Origin of the sequence: Paraglaciecola sp. 20A4, from assembly GCF_011378905.1 — a bacterium.
Classification (GTDB): domain Bacteria; phylum Pseudomonadota; class Gammaproteobacteria; order Enterobacterales; family Alteromonadaceae; genus Paraglaciecola.
In genome coordinates, this window is record NZ_WTPY01000013.1 from 101,784 (window position 1) to 119,944 (window position 18,161).

Consider the following 18,161-nt stretch of genomic DNA (forward strand, 5'->3'; position numbering starts at 1 on the left):
CTTATTTTTGGCACTGTTCGCAGAAAAACGTATTGCGCTGACCCAGCGTGACAGACTGTATTTCACTATCGCACACTTCACAGGCCTCGCCTTTGCGCCCATACACGCGTAAGTGCTGCGCAAAGTAACCTGGGCTGCCATCGGCCTGGGTAAAGTCCTTTAACGTCGTACCGCCCTGCTCTATTGCCTTGGTCAATACTTGCTTGATGATCACACCTAAGGCCAAGTAACTTTTTTTACTGACCTTTTTTGCAGCCTTTCGTGGATCAATCCCGGCAATAAATAATGACTCGTTAGCGTAAATATTACCGACACCCACCACCACTTTATTGTCCATAATAAAGTTTTTCACGGCAACAGTCTTACTACGCGACAGCTCGTACAGGCGCAGACCATCAAATTCATCAGTCAAGGGCTCAGGCCCAAGAGCTGCTATCATACTCATTTCCGGCTCGTTAGCGTTTTGCCACAAACAAGCTCCAAAACGTCTTGCATCATTAAAGCGTAAACACACACCATTAGTTAATACGATATCCACATGATCGTGTTTAATCACTGGGGTATCGACATTCACCACTTTGAGCTTGCCCGACATACCTAAATGCAAAATGATGCTGCCTTTGGTGGTATCAATAAATAGATATTTAGCTCGGCGACGTACATTTTTAACGGTAAGCCCTTCGGCTAAATGCACTTCTTCAGGTACTAACCAACGTAACTGTCTGTGCCTCACAATAACCTGCTTTATTTGCTGACCTATCAAATGTGGGCTGATACCTAAACGGCTAACTTCGACTTCTGGTAACTCAGGCATGGGGAATATCCATTAAAAAAAGTTGCGGCCACGTCATGTTAGTGACTTTATATAATTGCCCGCCTTGCGCGGGGTATTGTACAAACACACCGCCAGCCATTTGGTAAAAAAAATAACTGCGCGGTACACCTTCACCCGCCAACCAGACATCAACTGCCATAGCACCGGTGAGTGAAGTTTGGTCAATGGACTCAAGTTTGGCGTTATGCCAGTTACCGATAGTTTCACTGAGCCTCTGATTATCCATACCCTGCTGCGCAGGCAGCAGTCGCCAACCGCGCCCTACTCGTTCAAGGGTGGTCGACCCCATGTCAATACTCGTAATCATATCGCCATTAGGTACTAAAGCCTTTAAGGCCTTATCACTGGGGCTACTATTTGAAAAAATATTCCCTGTTAAGTTGAACATAATAATGAGCAACAGCATGGAAATAATAAGTACATTATTCCACCCTCGGGAGGTAAGTCTAATCATAATTTTGCTGGCGAAAATAAAAGATTCATCTGGGGATTATGACACGTTGAATGCGTGAAAAAACAGTCTATTTGGTGAGTTTAGCAAGATTCACATAACGCAAAAAACCCGACATAAGCCGGGTTTTTCGGGAGACAAAACAAGTATTAATTACTTAATTTTGGCTTCTTTAAACAAAACGTGCTGACGTACTTTAGGATCAAACTTTTTGATCTCCATTTTGCCAGGCATGTTACGTTTGTTTTTATCTGTGGTGTAGTAAAAACCGGTACCAGCAGAAGACACTAACTTGATTTTATCACGCATAATCTGTGTTCCTTAAATTTTTACGCCATTGGCACGGATATCAGTTAATACTGAATCAATACCTTTTTTATCAATAATACGCATACCTTTAGCGGTTAAACGTAATTTCACGAAACGGTTTTCGCTTTCAACCCAAAAACGGTGGGTTTGTAGGTTTGGCAAAAAACGACGACGAGTCGAGTTTTTAGCGTGTGAACGGTTGTTACCTACCGCTGGACGCTTGCCTGTCACTATACATACTTTGGACATCGTATTTGTCTCCAAACAATTCTAAAAATATTTAGCTCTGACAAGCATGTAAATACACGTGCCAGCTTTAGCTATCAACAAGAGGGCGCATTTTATACAGCAAACAGCTAATTAATTCAACGATTAACTGATAAAAAGCCTAGTCTTTTATTATAACCAAAGCAGTACGGGCTAATTTTTGCTTTTTTGTCGCGGCTCGAATAACGTTATTTATTGCTAATATCTTGGTCATTACATAGCTTTGATAATGCTCTACAACCAGTAAAGTTGCGCAGTAGTGCACCTGAAGAGGCGCCCCAAAGACTGGTCAGTCATTCGCCAAGCTATCTATCTTGTCCATGATAATACATTCTCTCATCAAAACGGTTAGGCGCAAAGATATCTTCACGCCATCGAAAATATTATGCCCAAACTACTTAATATTTTGCGCGTAAAAGAATGTTGCAGGCTGCATATGCCATTTATGTACCAGGGTAAAGTGTTACTCCAAAATGCAATCGCCATCAGTGATCCATACATATCTGTGAGTGCTAGCAACGTTTGATTTATTATGTGCGACTTTTGCAAGCCTTAACGCTACTGACCAACATGTCTTCTTCGAAATACAGTCTAATGAATCAACTATATCGTTAAATAAGACCACGCTCGGCAAACGATACCGCTACGCCATCGCCGATGACTAAATGATCGAGCACCTTGATATCCAGCAAACTCATAGCGCTGACAATACGTGCAGTTATGTGCTCATCTGCTTGGCTAGGTTCCGCGATACCTGAAGGATGATTATGCGTTAAAATTACCGCAGCAGCGTTATCCTCTAGCGCCTGCTTAACTAAAACTCTGGGATAAACAGAAGCGCTATCGATAGTACCGAAGAACATCTTGCGGAATTTGATTAATTGATGCTGGCTATCAAGTAGTAACATGCCAAACACTTCGTTCGGTTCATCACGTAGTTGGGCGATTAAAAATTGTTTTGTTTGTTGGGCGCTATTAAATACGGTTTCGCGCTGCAATTGCTCAGTAAAAAAACGCTGGCTTAGCTCTATTGACGCTTGTAATTGAACAAATTTTGCTTGTCCTAAGCCTTTAGCCAGACAAAAGTCTTGCTGACTTGCAGCAATCAATCCGCGCAGCGAACCAAAGGTATTCAGTAAGTTACGAGCGAGATCTACAGCGCTAAGCCCTTTGATACCCGTACGTAAAAATATAGCTAATAATTCCGCATCAGATAAAGCAGTAGGCCCTTGTGTTAATAGCTTTTCTCTTGGTCTTTCATGGCTTGGCCAATCGGTTATTTTCATACGTCCCTGACTATTCTGGTGTTTCTTTTTTGCGTCGACCACAGACTCAAAATAGAAAACAATTGAAAATTAAGCCTAGCAAAAGTGGTCTATTCCAGCCAATAATGACCGCATAAAATACCTAAGACAGCAAAATGATCCCTATGCAATTAACTAAGCAAAAGATTCTTCTCGGTATAACTGGCGGCATAGCGGCTTATAAAACCCCAGATTTAGTCAGAAAATTAACGGCTCTTGGGGCACAAGTACGTTGTGTAATGAGCGCATCAGCAACCGAGTTTGTAAGCCCCTTAGCGCTACAAGCGGTCTCAGGGAATCCAGTTGGAGATGATCTGCTCGATCGTAATGCAGAAGCAGCCATGGGCCATATTGAGTTGGCTAAGTGGGCTGACAAAGTGCTTATAGCGCCGACTACGGCCAATTTTATGGCAAAGCTTACACACGGCCTAGCAGACGATTTACTCTCTACGCTTTGCCTGGCCACCAGCGCGCCGATATATATTGCTCCCGCAATGAATCAACAGATGTGGCACGCTCCAGCTACGCAATCTAACTTAAGCCTACTGATACAAAGAGGTGTTAAGGTTTTAGGCCCTGCTCCCGGTGAGCAAGCCTGTGGTGATGTAGGTTTAGGTCGTATGTTAGAGCCTGTAGACATTGCTAACATGTTAGCCCAAAGTCCAATAGATCCCATTTTAGCCAACAGGCATATTGTGATTACAGCAGGGCCCACTCGGGAAGAAATCGATCCGGTGCGTTTTATTAGTAATCACAGTTCAGGGAAGATGGGCTACGCACTAGCGCAAGCGGCATTAGCCCTTGGAGCCAACGTTACTTTAATATCTGGCCCGGTTAATTTATCTCCCCCAATAGGTGTTAAAGTGATTAATGTGGTCAGTGCCGAACAAATGCATCAAGCTGTGATGAAAGTGGTACCGGATTGCGAAATTTTTATAGGTTGCGCTGCTGTTGCTGACTACAAGCCTCAACAGAAAACACAACAAAAAATTAAGAAGTCCGATTCGGAGTTAACACTTACTTTTACTAGAAACCCTGATATTCTTAGTGATGTTGCACATTTAGCTCAGCCCCCTTTCACGGTCGGTTTTGCCGCTGAAACCCAAGACGTCGCCCATTACGCTCAAGATAAACTCAAACGTAAGAAGCTTGATATGATCGCCGCAAACGATGTGTCCCAAGCAGGTTTAGGTTTTAACAGTGAACAAAACGCGCTAAATGTTTATTGGAATAATGGTGGAAAAAATCTCGGTGTGGCCGATAAGAGTCAGTTAGCGTTAACGCTGATGACACTTGTTGCACAGCGTTATGCACAGAAAACGACGTAAACAAACCAAGGACATGCTCTTTAGTTAACGAAGAACACAGAGGTCACTTTAGGATAGAAAATGGCAATAGCTAAAAAAATAAATCGCCGCGCACAAATATTACAAGCACTCGCCAGTATGTTACAAACCAATCCAGGCCAACGTATCACTACGGCTAAGCTGGCTGCACATGTGGGTGTATCAGAGGCTGCGCTGTATCGCCACTTTCCCAGTAAAGCACGGATGTTCGAAGGATTAATCGAGTTTATCGAAGAAACGCTCTTTTCGCGTATCAACAAAATCATAAACGAAGAAAAAGACTCTGAGACCCGTTGCCAGTTAATTCTGCGTTTAATATTAGGATTTGCCGAGAAAAACCCAGGCATAACGCGCATCTTAAACGGTGACGCATTAATGGGCGAACAAGACAGACTCCGTGACCGCATTACTCAACTATTTGAACGCTTAGAAACCCAGTTAAAACAAGTTCTTAGAGAGAGAAAGTTACGAGAAGGTAAAACCTTACCAGCAGAAGAAGCGATTATCGCCAACTTCCTTATCTGCTACGCAGATGGTCGCATTAACCAGTTTATTCGCAGTAAGTTTACTCGTCGTCCTACTGAGGGCTTTAACGAGCAGTGGCAGTTTATTAGCACTCAGTTCTTTTTGAATTAATTGAATAGTTGGTATCACAATCAAAAAAGCCAGTTTAGTTAACCTAAACTGGCTCTTTATTAGCGAATAATTGAGAATTAATACGGCTTACTAAAGCACCTTTTTCTCACTGGCCACCCAAGCTTTTACTTTTTGCTCAAGAATATTCAGTGGCACAGGCCCATCTTTTAATACTTGAGCATGAAAGCCACGAATATCAAATTTCTCGCCTAGCTCATCACGTGCCCATTCACGTAACTCCATGATTTTAAGTTTACCGATCATATAAGCTGTCGCCTGTCCCGGCATCGCAATATAACGTTCAATCGCTTTCACCGAATCATTTTTGGGGTTGGGTGTATTCTCAATTAAATAAGTAATGGCTTGTTCACGACTCCACTTTTTACTATGGATACCGGTATCAACCACCAATCGACAAGCTCGCCACAACTCCATTGCCAAGCGGCCAAAATCAGAATAAGGGTCTTGATAAAACCCCATGTCTTTCGCTAACTCTTCTGTGTACAGGCCCCAACCTTCAGTATAAGCAGTGAATGAACTGTATTTCTGAAACTCCGGAATGCCCTCTAATTCTTGCGCGATGGCGCGTTGCATATGATGGCCTGGAATACCTTCATGGTAGGCTAAGGCTTCCATTTGATAGGTCGGCATATCATTCATGTCATATAAATTAGCGTAGTAAACTCCTGGACGAGAACCATCTTTGGCAGGGCTTTGATAGAACGCCTTACCTGCAGACTTTTCACGAAATGGTTCAACGCGTTTCACCATCATTTCTGCCTGGGGGATCAAACTAAAATAATCAGGTAGCTCCTCACGCATAGTATCAATAAGCGCCTTAGCTTCAACTAAATACGCTTCCCGGCCTTCGTCAGTATTGGCGTAATAAAACTGTTTGTCAGTGCGCATAAATTCAAAGAAGTCTTGCAGACTGCCCTCAAATTCCACTTTCTTCATGATGCCGCGCATAGCTTGATGAATACGTTCAACATTTTCTAAACCAATATTATGTACCTGATCAGCTGTTAAGTCGGTAGTGGTAAACCATGCAAGACGATTCTCGTACCACTTATCACCATCGGGCAGACGCCACACACCATCCCCTTTTGGAGTCAAATCACGTTGAACGGCAAGCTCACTGATTAACGCTTGGTAAGCGGGCTTTACAGACTTCATTAACGCTGTTTTGGCGTCAGTAAGTAAGACTTTCCGCTCACTGTCAGATATATCTAATTTAGCTACCTTATCTTGAAAATCTTGCCAAATACTGGATGTATCATCACTTTGCTCAAATGGCGCACCTGAAATCACATTTTTTGATGCTTGTAACATTTGATCGTATGACCATTTAGGTGGAAATACCCCCATATCTTGCCTGATACGTAGCTGCTCAATCACTTGAGAAAATAACTTATCTACGCCTTGTAAACGACTAATGTATGCCTGCGCATCTTCTATGTTGTCAACGCGATGTACGTTAATTAAAAAGCTAGGCACCATAGTATGATAAGCACTGAACTGATCCATTATGTAAGTGTGATGACGAAATTTATCATTGGCTAACTGACGCTCCAACGACACTTTATTTAGCGCTAAACTAACCTTCTCTGCTTGGCTTAGTTTGCTTGCATCAAAACCGTTCAACGCACTTAATTGCGTCTCGGCCAGCGCTAGGCTCTGCTGAGCAAAGCTTTCACTGATGTTATCCCACTTATCGTAATCCCATTTATATCCTAAGTAGCTTTGAAATAATGGGGAACGGTGTAGACGCTGTTCAAAGTTATCGGCAAAAAATGCACTCAGACGTTCTGATTCTGTTTGCGTGGGTTTCGCCGATTGCATGTCTGCTGTTTTATTTTGATTAACTTGGGCTTGCACATTCAATGACGAAAAAGTCACTGTTGCAGCAGCAAGTGAAAGGGCAATTATTGATAGTTTCATATTGGCTCCCTGATGTTTTATTATATTTGCGCACTCGATGAAATCGGCTCCTGGCCTGTCAGAAGGCACATGAATCCCGACACAAAATAAATGAGCACAAGATTGGCCTTGGTGCCCACTCATCTAATAATTGATGAGGCGATAGATCGCCATTTAGCTATTTATTTAGAAAATGTCTCACCAAAAAAGTCGCCTTCATTCCAACTTGAACGCTTGGCTTGATTAGCTAACGTTAAACCAATGTAATAATTTACTTCGGCAAACTTAGTGGCTGCCTTCCAGTTAAATGGCTGATTAAAGTCATCTCCTGGTTTGTGGTAGTTAGTGGCTAAGAACTCTCCGAATTTTTTACTGCCATCAACCGCTGGATCAGCAGACTGTAAACCCGGTACTAAAAATACTGATGGCACACCTTGCTTTACAAAGCTGTAGTGATCAGAGCGAGTGAACAAGGCTTGCTCTGGCCAAGGATCAGGGCTTAAGGTTAAGCCTATCTTTTGCGCCGCTAGACTAACTGACTCTTTTAAATCACTGTGGTCTGCGCCAAAGGCAATCACATCATTAAATTCGTAAGTCAAAATCGGCATATCTAGATTGACGTTGGCGACCAAGGCATCTTTTGCTACGGTAGGATTTTGCGCAAAGTAATCAGAGCCTAACAAGCCCTTTTCTTCGGCTGTTACTGCTACAAATAAAATAGAACGTTTAGGGCGAACGGGCATTTGACTAAATAAACGCGCCGTTTCAAGTAACACCGAGGTACCGGTTGCGTTATCCATCGCGCCATTGTTGATTTTGTCTTTCTTGACGGTTTTGGCAATGCCGATGTGATCAGAGTGCGCTGAGTAAACAATATATTCATTCTTTAAGCTCGGGTCAGAGCCTTCTAAAATAGCGGCTACATTAGGGCTACTGATAGTTTTGTGTTCGCTACGTTTGCTAAAATCGATACTTACAGGTAAAGAAAATCCTTTAGGGGATTTATCTTCTTCTAATAATTGATAAATTTGCTCTAAATTCATATCAGCGTTAACAAACAGTATTTCAGCGGCCTCTTTACTCAAATAAGCACTGTTTTTAAGAGCTGGATAAACATTGGCTGGCTGCCCATTTTTGTCTAACCAACGCACAGTGGGAGTATGAATATAATTTAATAGATTTTGGTAAGGGCGCACTTTCTCCGCTGTTGGCGTAGTAATAGTCACATAACCAATAGCACCATGCTCAGCGGCATGGCGTTTCTTTTCATTGGTAGAGCCGAAATGCGCACCTTCTTCACTGGGGAAAGAAGCAGGCTTACCAGATAAAACAACCACGACTTTGCCTTTAACGTCTAAACCAACGTAATCATCATGTTCTAGCTCAGGTGCAACAATACCGTAACCAACAAACACCAGTTGCCCTTTGACGCTCGCAAGTTCACTAACGGGGCTGGCACTGGTGATATATTGCTTAGGGTAAGCTAGGTCCACTTTGCCTTTAGCTGTTTCAAGCACCAGAGACGGTGAGGATTGCTCGAGTGATGCTTGGCGAAACGGGGCGCGTTGCAAAAAGCTGCCGTTGTCTCCCCCTGGCTTAAGGCCGTAACCTTCTAGTTCTGTAGCGATATACAAAGAGGCAATTTCATGACCACGGGAGCCGGTGTCACGACCTTCCAATAAGTCATCAGATAAAAAACGTAAGTGAGATTTGATTCGCTCGGCATCAGCGTGAACACTTTGTGTTTCCTGTTTGTCTGGTACTGTGGATTGATTAGCGGATTGGCAACCAGCAAGCATAAGCCCAGCTGTAAGCATGCCTAAATACATAATTCGGCGCATTATTATTCCTTTCTATCGGTGCGTTTATATTATTTTATCAACAGATTGACCAGCCAAGCGGCTATTCGCAAGCATTGGGGTAAATTAGCCATAGTGCTGTTGTTAGCTAAATTGTACGGCAAAGGGAATGGCAAACAAAATTAAGCACGGTCAACGTTGAATTTTATCAGCTCACTCGCTAAGTGATCGCTCACCTCAGGTAGAAATAATATTATGCTTATTCAATCTGACGGATAAGGCTTGGCGAAGCGAGTAGGACTGGGTAGACTGCAGCACATTTATTTTGCCGCATTAGTTACCGTATTATGTCGAACAACACTTCATTATTTAGAATTCAATTTATTTCCAATGGCGTACGCTACGAGTTGTACGTGCGCGAACTTTGCCAGGGCAGCCTATTTGGTTTTATCGAGATTGGTGATTTTGTGTGGGACAACCACACCAGCGTCGTCGTTGACCCAAGCCACGAAAAGCTCAAAACTGAGTTTGCCGACGTCACCACTACTTACATTCCTATGCACAATGTACTGCGTATTGATGAAGTAAAAAAACAAGGCATAGCTAAAATCAGCGAGTTATCTGATAAGGTAACAGCTTTCCCAAGCCCAATTTATACCCCGAAAAAATAACCAACTTGGCACTAAATAGATAACGAATGTAACGACTGAGTAAGTTAGCCAAATCCATAATAAGGAATCCCTATGTTCAAACGCGGTTTATTACTAGGTACGATACTTTTTAGCCTATGTTTTCAAGCGCTAGGCGCGAGTGAGCCGTCACAGTCTCGTAAATTAAGCGCTTTACTTGAGCAAATTTGGCAGTACGAATTATCAGTCGATCCCATAAAAGCCACTCGCTATCAGGACAATCGTTATAACGATAAACTCAAAGATTTTTCCCCTGAGGCATTAGAAGCAAATTATCAGCGTAATCAACAGTTTTTAAAGCGCCTACAAGCGATAGACGATAACGCCCTAAACCACCAGCAGAAAATCAGTAAATTGATGCAATTGCGTGAACTGCAAAATGATATTGATTTGTACCGCTTTAACGCACACTACATGCCCATTACATCAGAGTCGGGCTTTTACAGTGCACTGGCTTTTTTGCCTGCATCTGCACCGTTCAAAACGGAACAAGATTACCATCACTATTTAGCCCGCTTAGCGCAATTCCCTCGCTATTTTGAGCAACAAATCGCATGGATGAAAAAAGGCATAGCAACAGGACGAGTACAGCCCAAAGCTGTGCTAAACGGATTTGCAGAAAGTATTCAAAAATTTGTTACTGCAAAGGTACATGACAGTCAGTTTTTTGCCCCCTTTAAACGCCTTGCTGATTCAGGCTTTAGTCCAGCGACTCAAGCCAGTCTTTATACTCAAGGTGAAACTACGGTTAATCTAAGTGTACTGCCTGCCTATCAAGAATTTTATGATTTTTTAGTCGACGAATATATCCCCAGTGCAAAACAAAATATTGCAGCGAGTACTTGGCAAAACGGAGCTGAGTTTTATCAAAATCGCAGCAACTATTACACCAGCACCATCTTAAATGTAGCCGATATCCATCAAACTGGTTTGTCAGAGGTAAAGCGTATTCGCAATGAAATGCAAATCGTACTCGATACCCTAAATTTCGATGGTGATATTAACCAATTTATTCAGCATTTGCGTACCTCGCCTGAATTTTACGCCACCAGTGCTGACGAATTATTAATGCGCGCCTCATATATAGCCAAGCGAATTGATGCCACACTGCCGCAGTTGTTTTATACCCTGCCACGCATTCCCTACGGCGTGGCGCCGGTACCCGATAATATCGCGCCTAAGTACACGACGGGCCGTTATATCGCCCCAACAAGAGACGACCAGCCAGGTTATTATTGGGTTAACACTTATGCGTTAGATAAACGCCCTTTGTATGCCCTACCCGCTTTGACGTTACATGAAGCGGTACCGGGTCATCACTTACAGATATCTCTGGCAAGTGAAATGCAAGACTTACCCCCCGTTCGTCGTTACACCTATATATCTGCTTTTGGCGAAGGCTGGGGGTTGTACTCAGAATATTTGGGTAAAGAAGTGGGTATATACACCACACCGTATGAAGAATTTGGCCGTTTGAGCTACGAGATGTGGCGTGCGTGCCGTTTAGTGGTCGACACAGGCATGCATATGCAAGGCTGGTCACGTCAGCAAGCCATAGATTACATGCTAGAAAATACCGCTTTATCAGAACATAACGTGACCACAGAAGTAGACCGTTACATTTCATGGCCAGCTCAAGCTTTGTCATACAAGATTGGGGAATTAACCATTAAACGCTTACGCGTAAAAGCCGAAAAAACCTTAAAGGATAAGTTTGATGTGCGCGCCTTTCACGATGCCGTGCTTGCCTACGGCTCAGTGCCCTTATCTATTCTAGAACAGAATATTGATACCTTTATTGAGGAAAATCGTTAGAGTTAAAATTTGGTGCAAAGCGACTGAGCCTAGATATTATTGTCTCAAGGGGCTTTTGCTATCGATTACTGCGGATTGTTAGCAATCAATGACAAACAGCGTTGGTCAAAGCTATACCGACAATTGAAAAATCGGGCAATAAATGCTCAAGAATTAGAAGGCTTGTACCTAATCCGATAGTCCAATACTGAATCGCTTGCTTGGCTTTGAACTTTCTATCAAACCTTTCTTTATTGCCCCACGCCAACTCTAGTTTGTTAGATAAATGTTCGTAAGTAGTGTTTACGAGGTCAGATGAAATTTGAGCCAACTTAATATTCGCATTATCAGCTGCAGAAACCATCTTCGTTTTATACCACTGACTTATTAAACCAGAAATTCTCCCAGCTAAAAGAAAGGCTATTGATAAAATATGAATAATTGAAGTCGCTACGTTTTGATAATTAAATGTTTTTAATCGCTGTTTCAATTCTTGTTTCGATAGTATCTCTACCTATTAACTTATGAAGGGCAGTCAAATTTAATTCCTTTTAAAAAGTACAGAGTGGAAATATCCCTGAATTGTTATACATAGAGTTATTGGGGAGAACTTGCATGCAACACAGGTATTGAGGTAGGAGTTGCGATGTAAAAGCGCACTCATAAACATCAAAAAAGTGCCTCAACCATATACTATCAACTCTGAAGATGAAAAACCTCATAGGCTCAATGCACTAGGCTTTAGCTGCGCTCAACAAAGCTGAGAACTCTTGCTCATTCACCGGCATTATCGACAATCTATGGCCTTTTTTGACTAAACCTACTTCGCTTATCTCAGGCATGGTTTTAATTTTTTTCAAGGGCAATATAGCAGGGAATTTCTCGACAAACTTTACATCGACCATCACCCAACGCGGGTTTTCAGGTGTTGATTTAGGATCGTAGTAACGACTTTCTGGGTCGAACTGAGTGTGATCTGGGTAAGCTTCTTTTACCACTTCAGCAAGTCCAACAATGCCAACGTCTTTACAGCTCGAATGGTAAATAAAGACCTTATCGCCGAGTTTCACTTGGTCTCGTAAAAAGTTACGCGCTTGGTAATTACGTATACCGTCCCAGTGCTCTGTTTGATTTGCTCGGGAAGCCAAATCGTCAATGCTAAAGGCATCAGGCTCTGTTTTAAATAACCAATATTTCATATGTGTTCACTTCGTATCATCGATGAATAGATTATCACGCATAATCTGCGCATTTTAAAGATACCACCAAGCGTATGCATAATGACTGTGGATTACCCCTCTACGAGGTTATTCATCCATATAAAAATAATCGTCTTTTTAATCAAATACATCCTCCATTTTAATTACTTTCTCCCAGCGTAAAACTTGCATATAAAGACAAGTCCATATACTGTATTTATATACAGTATATGGTGATCTATGAACCTCACAATTGATGAACTTAAAAACAAACGACTCATCTGGCAAGCAAATCAGGTCAGTGGTGCACAAAATACTCTTCCTAGTGGTTTCGAAGCATTAGATGCACATTTACAAGGTGGTCTGCCCGAACGAGGCGTTGTGGATATCAGTACGGCAATCGGTATTGGTGAGTTACGTTTATTACTGCCCAGTTTTGTACTGCGTCAGCAAAGTAGCGAGAAGTTACTCGTGTTTATTGCACCGCCCGTTCGCTTAAATGGTCCTATGTTATTGCAGCTAGGTTTTGACTTAACCCGCATCCTCATTATTGAACCGAAAAATGCTAAAGATGCATTATGGTCAGCAGAGCAATGTTTAAAAAGTGGCTGTTGTGAAGGCGTATTTCTTTGGCATCAATCTGTAGAAATTCATCAAGCGAAGCGACTTCAATTCGCCGCAGAAACGGGTGGTGCACTGAGTATCATCATTCGCCAGAAAACCCATGAACACTTCTCACTCCCGGTTTCATTAACGATGGATCTTGCAGCTGCTCCGGAAGGTATTGACGTGACGATTACGAAACGCAAAGGTGGCAGTCACAGTGAGCCGTTTGTCGTTAACATGGTTAAGGCATGGCCTGCTCTCACACGTCGATTGCCCATAAGAAAAAATATACCACTTGCCACCATCCATAGCCTGACTGATTAGTCTGTAGCATGCACTCTTTATGGTTATATTTACATTTTCCTAATCTGCAGTTGGATTCCTACGCTCTTGAAGAACGCGCTATAACGTCTCCTTTGGTAATACTGGATTCAACTAACAGCATCGTGCAGTTAAACCAAGCCGCACGAGATTTAGGCATTAATATACAAATGACTTTAGGCACAGCTGCAGCGTTACATCATGATCTGCAGGTAGTGCCCTTTAACCCCAAAATTGAAGAACAACGCCTAAGCCTAATCGCCCAAAATCTATATTTAATCGTCTCTGATATTAGTTTTTTTAGCCCGCAGGGATTGCTACTCAAAGTACATAATATGTTGGGATTATATGGTGACTTAAACACACTTTGGGGCATGATAAGAAAGCAACTTACTTCCCATCATGTTCACTTTTCATATGCATCGGGTCACTCTCCTTTAGCAGCCAAACTACTTGCAGTGAGAGGGTGGAATAAAGTCACTTGTGAGCATGAAGAAATAAGAAGGGCACTCAAACATATCAACCTGGTTTTTACCGATCTCACTTCAAAAGAGATTGGGAAGCTCAACAGTGTTGGGATAAAAACGGTTGAGGAATTATTCTCTGTACCGTTTGGTGATCTCGCTAAACGTTTTGATACTCAAGTAATTACCTATCTCGGTCAACTCAGGGGAGATTTTAAACATCCCGTTGATTTTTTTCATCCCAAAGAGCACTTCCAACAATACATTGAATTGCTGTATGAGATAGAACGTAGTGATGTATTAATCAAGCCGATTCAACATCTGCTGACGAGTTTGGAGAATTTTTTACTGCAAAGAGACGAACTCACTCAACAGCTACACCTGACCCTTTACCAACGAGATATGCCCCCTTTAAACGTTAAAATTGGATCACAACAAGGTGAATACAGGGCCCGAACTTGGTCAGCCTTACTTACCTTAAGATTCGAAAGCCTTGTATTGAACGCACCGATTGTCGCTTTGCAACTAACTACCGGTAAAACGTTTGTCCGCAGTCCTGACAAACAGGACTTATTCCTAGGTAGGCAAGGGGCGGTCTCACGCTTACAACTGGTTTCGTTACTCAGTGCAAAACTGGGGGAGAATGTGTTATTTAGCCCTGGTACGATGAATGACTATCGACCCGAATGCGCATCGAAATACACCCCTCCATTAGAAGTAAATGAATCAGCTGCTCTTTACCATTCATCCTTGCGGCCAAGTTTACTGCTACCTGTACCAATCATTCTGTCCGAAGTGGTGTCGATCATGCAAGGCCCTGAACGGATAAGCACAGGTTGGTGGGATCATCATTCGGTCGTGAGAGACTACTTCATTGCAATGAGTCAAAATGGCCAGTGGTTCTGGATATTTAGAACACCAGAAAAGCAGTGGTTTTTGCATGGTATATTTAGCTAATGCCTCAAAAAAATACTACGCAATATGCCGAATTATTTTGCCAAAGTAATTTTAGTTTTTTACAGGCTGCCTCTCATCCTGAAGAGCTCATTTCTCAAGCGAATTTTTTAGGTTATCAAGCACTTGCTATTACTGATGAGTGTAGCGTTGCAGGAATAGTACGCGCTCACTCCGAAATCAAAAAAAAGCAACTCAACATTCGACTAATCGTTGGTAGTTTGTTCCATTTTAATGAAGAGTTAGAGATCATATTATTGTGCCCTAATCACAAAGCTTATTCCGAGTTATGTCGGATTATTACCAACGCACGCAGACGGGCTGAAAAGGGCAGTTATCACCTTGAGTTATGGGATTTGAAAACCGCTAAACATTGCCTCGTCATTTGGATCCCCAAAGGAGATAAAACCCAAGACGATTACTGGGCAAAGTGGTTAACTAAGCATTATGCCAATCGCCTATGGATAGGTTACCAACGGCACCTCACCTCTAATGAACAAGACTATTTAACACAATGCGAGTTCTTACAACGTCGTTTCCACATTCCCATCACTGCATGTGGTGGCGTATTAATGCATGAACCCGAACGATACGAGTTACTATGTGTACTAAATGCGATACACAAGGTTAAAAATATAGAACATGTGGTTAATTATATACCACAAAATACCGAACGTTCACTTCGTCCGTTAGTTAAATTGAAACGATTATACTCAACCGATTGGTTAGCACAGAGCGTCAATATTGCTCAATTATGCACTTTCGATATGAGTGAGTTAAGTTATCAATACCCCGCTGAGTTGATACCTCAAGGTTCAACTCCTACAGAACATTTACGTAAACTCGTTAAGGCAGGAATGGCAATTCGTTTTCCAGATGGCGTCACACTTGCTATCAAGCGGATCATCGCCAAAGAGTTAAAACTCATAACTTTGCTTAAGTATGAGTTCTTTTTTTTGACTATTTCAGACATTGTACAGTTCGCAAAATCAAAAAATATACTCTATCAAGGACGAGGATCGGCGGCCAATTCAGTGGTCTGCTATTGCTTGGAAATTACCGCCGTAGACCCTAGACAAATATCGGTTTTATTTGAACGATTTATTTCAAAAGAACGAAACGAGCCGCCAGATATTGACGTTGATTTTGAACATGAACGTCGTGAAGAAATTATCCAATATATCTATAAAAAATATGGCCGTGAACGAACAGCCATAGCGGCAACCGTGATCACCTATCGACAAAAAAGTGCTATTCGTGATGTGGGTAAAGCATTAGGTATACACGAATCTCAAATAGATTTTTTTATTAAAAACATTAACCGACGCGATAAATCATTGAATTGGCAAGCACAAATAACAGAGCTTGGACTCGACCCAAGTTCAGGCAAAGGGCAACACTTTATTCAGTTAGTTAATGAAATAAAGGGCTTTCCCAGGCATCTATCACAACATGTCGGTGGTTTTGTTATTTCTGCCAACCCATTGTACCAATTAGTACCCGTTGAAAACGCCTCTATGGTAAATCGGAGTGTCATTCAGTGGGATAAAGACGATTTGGAAACATTGGGATTACTTAAGGTCGACGTTCTTGCATTAGGCATGCTAACGGCGATACGTAAAAGTTTCGATCTTATAAGCAACCACCAAAAGAAGGTTATATCCATTGCAGATATAACTAGGTTGCCAAGTGACGCTGATGTTTACGACATGATCCAACGAGCAGATACGGTGGGTGTTTTTCAAATAGAATCTCGTGCTCAAATGTCAATGCTGCCAAGACTGCGACCGAAATGTTTTTACGACCTAGTTATTCAGATCGCAATTGTCAGGCCAGGGCCTATTCAAGGTGACATGGTCCACCCTTTTTTACGCCGCCGTGATGGATTAGAACCTGTTGAGTATCCCTCTAAAGAAGTCGAAACAGTTTTATCACGCACGATGGGCGTGCCAATATTTCAAGAACAGGTAATTAAGATTGCAATGGTTGCTGCTGGTTTTACTGGCGGCGAAGCAGATCAGTTACGCAGGGCCATGGCGAGTTGGAAAAAAACCGGCGAACTGATTAAATTCAAGGATAAACTTATCGACGGCATGCTTGCGAGAGGTTACACGTCTCAGTTTGCCGAGCAACTGTACAAACAAATATGTGGGTTCGGTGAGTATGGCTTCCCTGAATCGCATTCTGCTTCTTTCTCAGTTCTTGCTTATGTATCCTCTTGGTTAAAATATTATTACCCAGAAAGCTTTTACTGTGGTGTATTGAATAGCTGGCCTATGGGCTTTTATACACCCGATCAACTGATACAAGATGCAAAGCGTCATCATGTAAAGATACTACCGCTGTGCATCAACTCGTCTAGCTATGATCATATACTAGAAAATAGCCACGGTAAGCTGGCTATTCGATTAGGCATAAGACTGGTCAAAGGAGTATCTCGTAATGAAATTGAGCATGTTATCAAAAATCGCCCCTTAGACGGATTCAAACAATTAAACGAACTAAAAGACAGCGGCTTGAATAGAGGACATTTAGAAGCGCTAGCCAGCGCTAATGCATTTGAGGCAATCAGTGATAATAGATATACCACGAAATGGTTACTAATGAACGCAGAGCCCGATTTACCGCTATTTAAGCAGCTATCTTTAGTCGGCGAGTACACACCAGATCAACCCACAACTCTAAATACTGTTCTTGAAGATTATCGTACGACAGGACTTAGCTTAACTTTACATCCTATTCGCATATTAAGTGATGCAAACTTACTGGGGCGGTACACATCTGCGAGTCATCTGGAGAATATCCAAAATAAATCGGTAGTATCTGTGGTAGGCCTTGTCAAAGGAAGGCAAAGCCCTGGAACAGCTGCTGGAGTGACCTTTATGACACTTGAGGATGAGACAGGCAATAGCAATGTAATCGTTTGGCAAGCAACGGCTAGGGCACAAAAACAAGCTTATTTAAAAGCCAAGATATTGAAGGTCAGCGGTATCTTAGAGCGTGGTGACGGCGGTGTTATCCATATCATAGCCGGTAAGCTGCATGATCTCAGTCACCTTTTCTCGGAGCTCGAGACCCGTTCCCGCGATTTTCATTAATAGGCTAAAGCAGCGACGCCAATAATCAGTATGCATTTGTTCATATCGTTCATTATACTTCTGATGCGTTCTTGTTTGATTATATCTCCTGTGAGGCCTCCATCTCAGTAAGCGTCTGGTGATCCCACCTAGCGTTTAGCAAATTCCCATGGTAACAGGTGGTCGATGC

At 42.3% G+C, this 18,161-nt stretch carries 16 protein-coding genes; 7 read left to right on the top strand and 9 right to left on the bottom strand.

The features are described 5' to 3' along the window. Nucleotide 1 precedes the first annotated feature (1 nt). The 5 genes from mutM to radC all read right to left on the bottom strand — a co-directional run bounded on the left by mutM (nt 2) and on the right by radC (nt 3,148). Entirely contained in the window at nt 2-814 is an 813-nt protein-coding gene (gene mutM, locus GQS54_RS13505) for a bifunctional DNA-formamidopyrimidine glycosylase/DNA-(apurinic or apyrimidinic site) lyase (RefSeq protein ID WP_166424502.1), read from the bottom strand. After that, on the bottom strand, nt 807-1,289 hold the full coding sequence (locus tag GQS54_RS13510; protein ID WP_166424503.1) for a hypothetical protein: 483 nt from the start codon (nt 1,287-1,289) through the stop codon (nt 807-809). Before GQS54_RS13510 ends, mutM begins: the two co-directional genes overlap by 8 nt. A 150-nt stretch (nt 1,290-1,439) precedes the next feature. Further along, nucleotides 1,440-1,595 carry a 50S ribosomal protein L33 gene (rpmG, locus tag GQS54_RS13515; RefSeq protein WP_006993456.1) on the bottom strand — a complete coding sequence of 52 codons (156 nt, stop codon included), beginning with the start codon at nt 1,593-1,595 and terminating at the stop codon, nt 1,440-1,442. Nucleotides 1,596-1,607: 12 nt separating this feature from the next. Beyond that, nucleotides 1,608-1,844, bottom strand: a complete 237-nt coding sequence (gene rpmB / locus GQS54_RS13520) for a 50S ribosomal protein L28 (protein ID WP_007107352.1) — start codon at nt 1,842-1,844, stop codon at nt 1,608-1,610. A gap of 629 nt (nt 1,845-2,473) precedes the next feature. Then, the gene (radC, locus tag GQS54_RS13525) at nt 2,474-3,148 is read right to left on the bottom strand and encodes a DNA repair protein RadC (RefSeq protein ID WP_166424504.1); all 675 of its coding nucleotides are present in this window, start codon (nt 3,146-3,148) and stop codon (nt 2,474-2,476) included. 143 nt (nt 3,149-3,291) lie between these two features. Here radC and coaBC point away from each other — a divergent pair, with 143 nt between their 5' ends. Both coaBC and slmA read left to right on the top strand, forming a co-directional pair. Beyond that, nucleotides 3,292-4,494 carry a bifunctional phosphopantothenoylcysteine decarboxylase/phosphopantothenate--cysteine ligase CoaBC gene (gene coaBC / locus GQS54_RS13530; protein ID WP_166424521.1) on the top strand — a complete coding sequence of 401 codons (1,203 nt, stop codon included), beginning with the start codon at nt 3,292-3,294 and terminating at the stop codon, nt 4,492-4,494. Between the two features lie 60 nt (nt 4,495-4,554). Next, the gene (gene slmA / locus GQS54_RS13535; protein WP_166424505.1) at nt 4,555-5,148 is read left to right on the top strand and encodes a nucleoid occlusion factor SlmA; all 594 of its coding nucleotides are present in this window, start codon (nt 4,555-4,557) and stop codon (nt 5,146-5,148) included. Nucleotides 5,149-5,238: 90 nt separating this feature from the next. On the opposite strand, the gene GQS54_RS13540 is transcribed toward slmA, so the two are convergent. Both GQS54_RS13540 and GQS54_RS13545 read right to left on the bottom strand, forming a co-directional pair. After that, nucleotides 5,239-7,089 (bottom strand): DUF885 domain-containing protein, encoded by a 1,851-nt coding sequence (locus tag GQS54_RS13540; RefSeq protein ID WP_166424506.1) that lies wholly within the window; start codon nt 7,087-7,089, stop codon nt 5,239-5,241. Nucleotides 7,090-7,250: 161 nt separating this feature from the next. Beyond that, the gene (locus tag GQS54_RS13545; protein ID WP_166424507.1) at nt 7,251-8,909 is read right to left on the bottom strand and encodes a M28 family metallopeptidase; all 1,659 of its coding nucleotides are present in this window, start codon (nt 8,907-8,909) and stop codon (nt 7,251-7,253) included. Between the two features lie 305 nt (nt 8,910-9,214). On the opposite strand from GQS54_RS13545, the gene GQS54_RS13550 reads away from it, so the two are divergent. Both GQS54_RS13550 and GQS54_RS13555 read left to right on the top strand, forming a co-directional pair. Continuing rightward, a complete protein-coding gene (locus tag GQS54_RS13550; protein WP_166424508.1) occupies nt 9,215-9,538 on the top strand; it encodes a DUF1820 family protein in 324 nt (107 codons plus the stop codon). A gap of 72 nt (nt 9,539-9,610) precedes the next feature. Next, a complete protein-coding gene (locus GQS54_RS13555) occupies nt 9,611-11,371 on the top strand; it encodes a DUF885 domain-containing protein (RefSeq protein ID WP_166424509.1) in 1,761 nt (586 codons plus the stop codon). Nucleotides 11,372-11,456: 85 nt separating this feature from the next. Here the strand turns inward: GQS54_RS13555 and GQS54_RS13560 are convergent, their stop codons facing one another. Together GQS54_RS13560 and GQS54_RS13565 are read right to left on the bottom strand one after the other, a co-directional pair. Further along, a complete protein-coding gene (locus GQS54_RS13560; RefSeq protein WP_166424510.1) occupies nt 11,457-11,840 on the bottom strand; it encodes a hypothetical protein in 384 nt (127 codons plus the stop codon). A gap of 244 nt (nt 11,841-12,084) precedes the next feature. Then, a complete protein-coding gene (locus GQS54_RS13565; protein WP_166424511.1) occupies nt 12,085-12,549 on the bottom strand; it encodes an EVE domain-containing protein in 465 nt (154 codons plus the stop codon). A 240-nt stretch (nt 12,550-12,789) separates the two neighbouring features. Here GQS54_RS13565 and imuA point away from each other — a divergent pair, with 240 nt between their 5' ends. The 3 genes from imuA to GQS54_RS13580 are packed head-to-tail and all read left to right on the top strand — an operon-like array spanning nt 12,790 to nt 17,992. After that, nucleotides 12,790-13,479, top strand: a complete 690-nt coding sequence (imuA, locus tag GQS54_RS13570; protein ID WP_166424512.1) for a translesion DNA synthesis-associated protein ImuA — start codon at nt 12,790-12,792, stop codon at nt 13,477-13,479. Nucleotides 13,480-13,487: 8 nt separating this feature from the next. Then, the gene (locus GQS54_RS13575; RefSeq protein WP_166424513.1) at nt 13,488-14,897 is read left to right on the top strand and encodes a DNA polymerase Y family protein; all 1,410 of its coding nucleotides are present in this window, start codon (nt 13,488-13,490) and stop codon (nt 14,895-14,897) included. Further along, nucleotides 14,897-17,992 (top strand): error-prone DNA polymerase, encoded by a 3,096-nt coding sequence (locus GQS54_RS13580; protein WP_166424514.1) that lies wholly within the window; start codon nt 14,897-14,899, stop codon nt 17,990-17,992. Before GQS54_RS13575 ends, GQS54_RS13580 begins: the two co-directional genes overlap by 1 nt. Nucleotides 17,993-18,161: the final 169 nt, after the last annotated feature.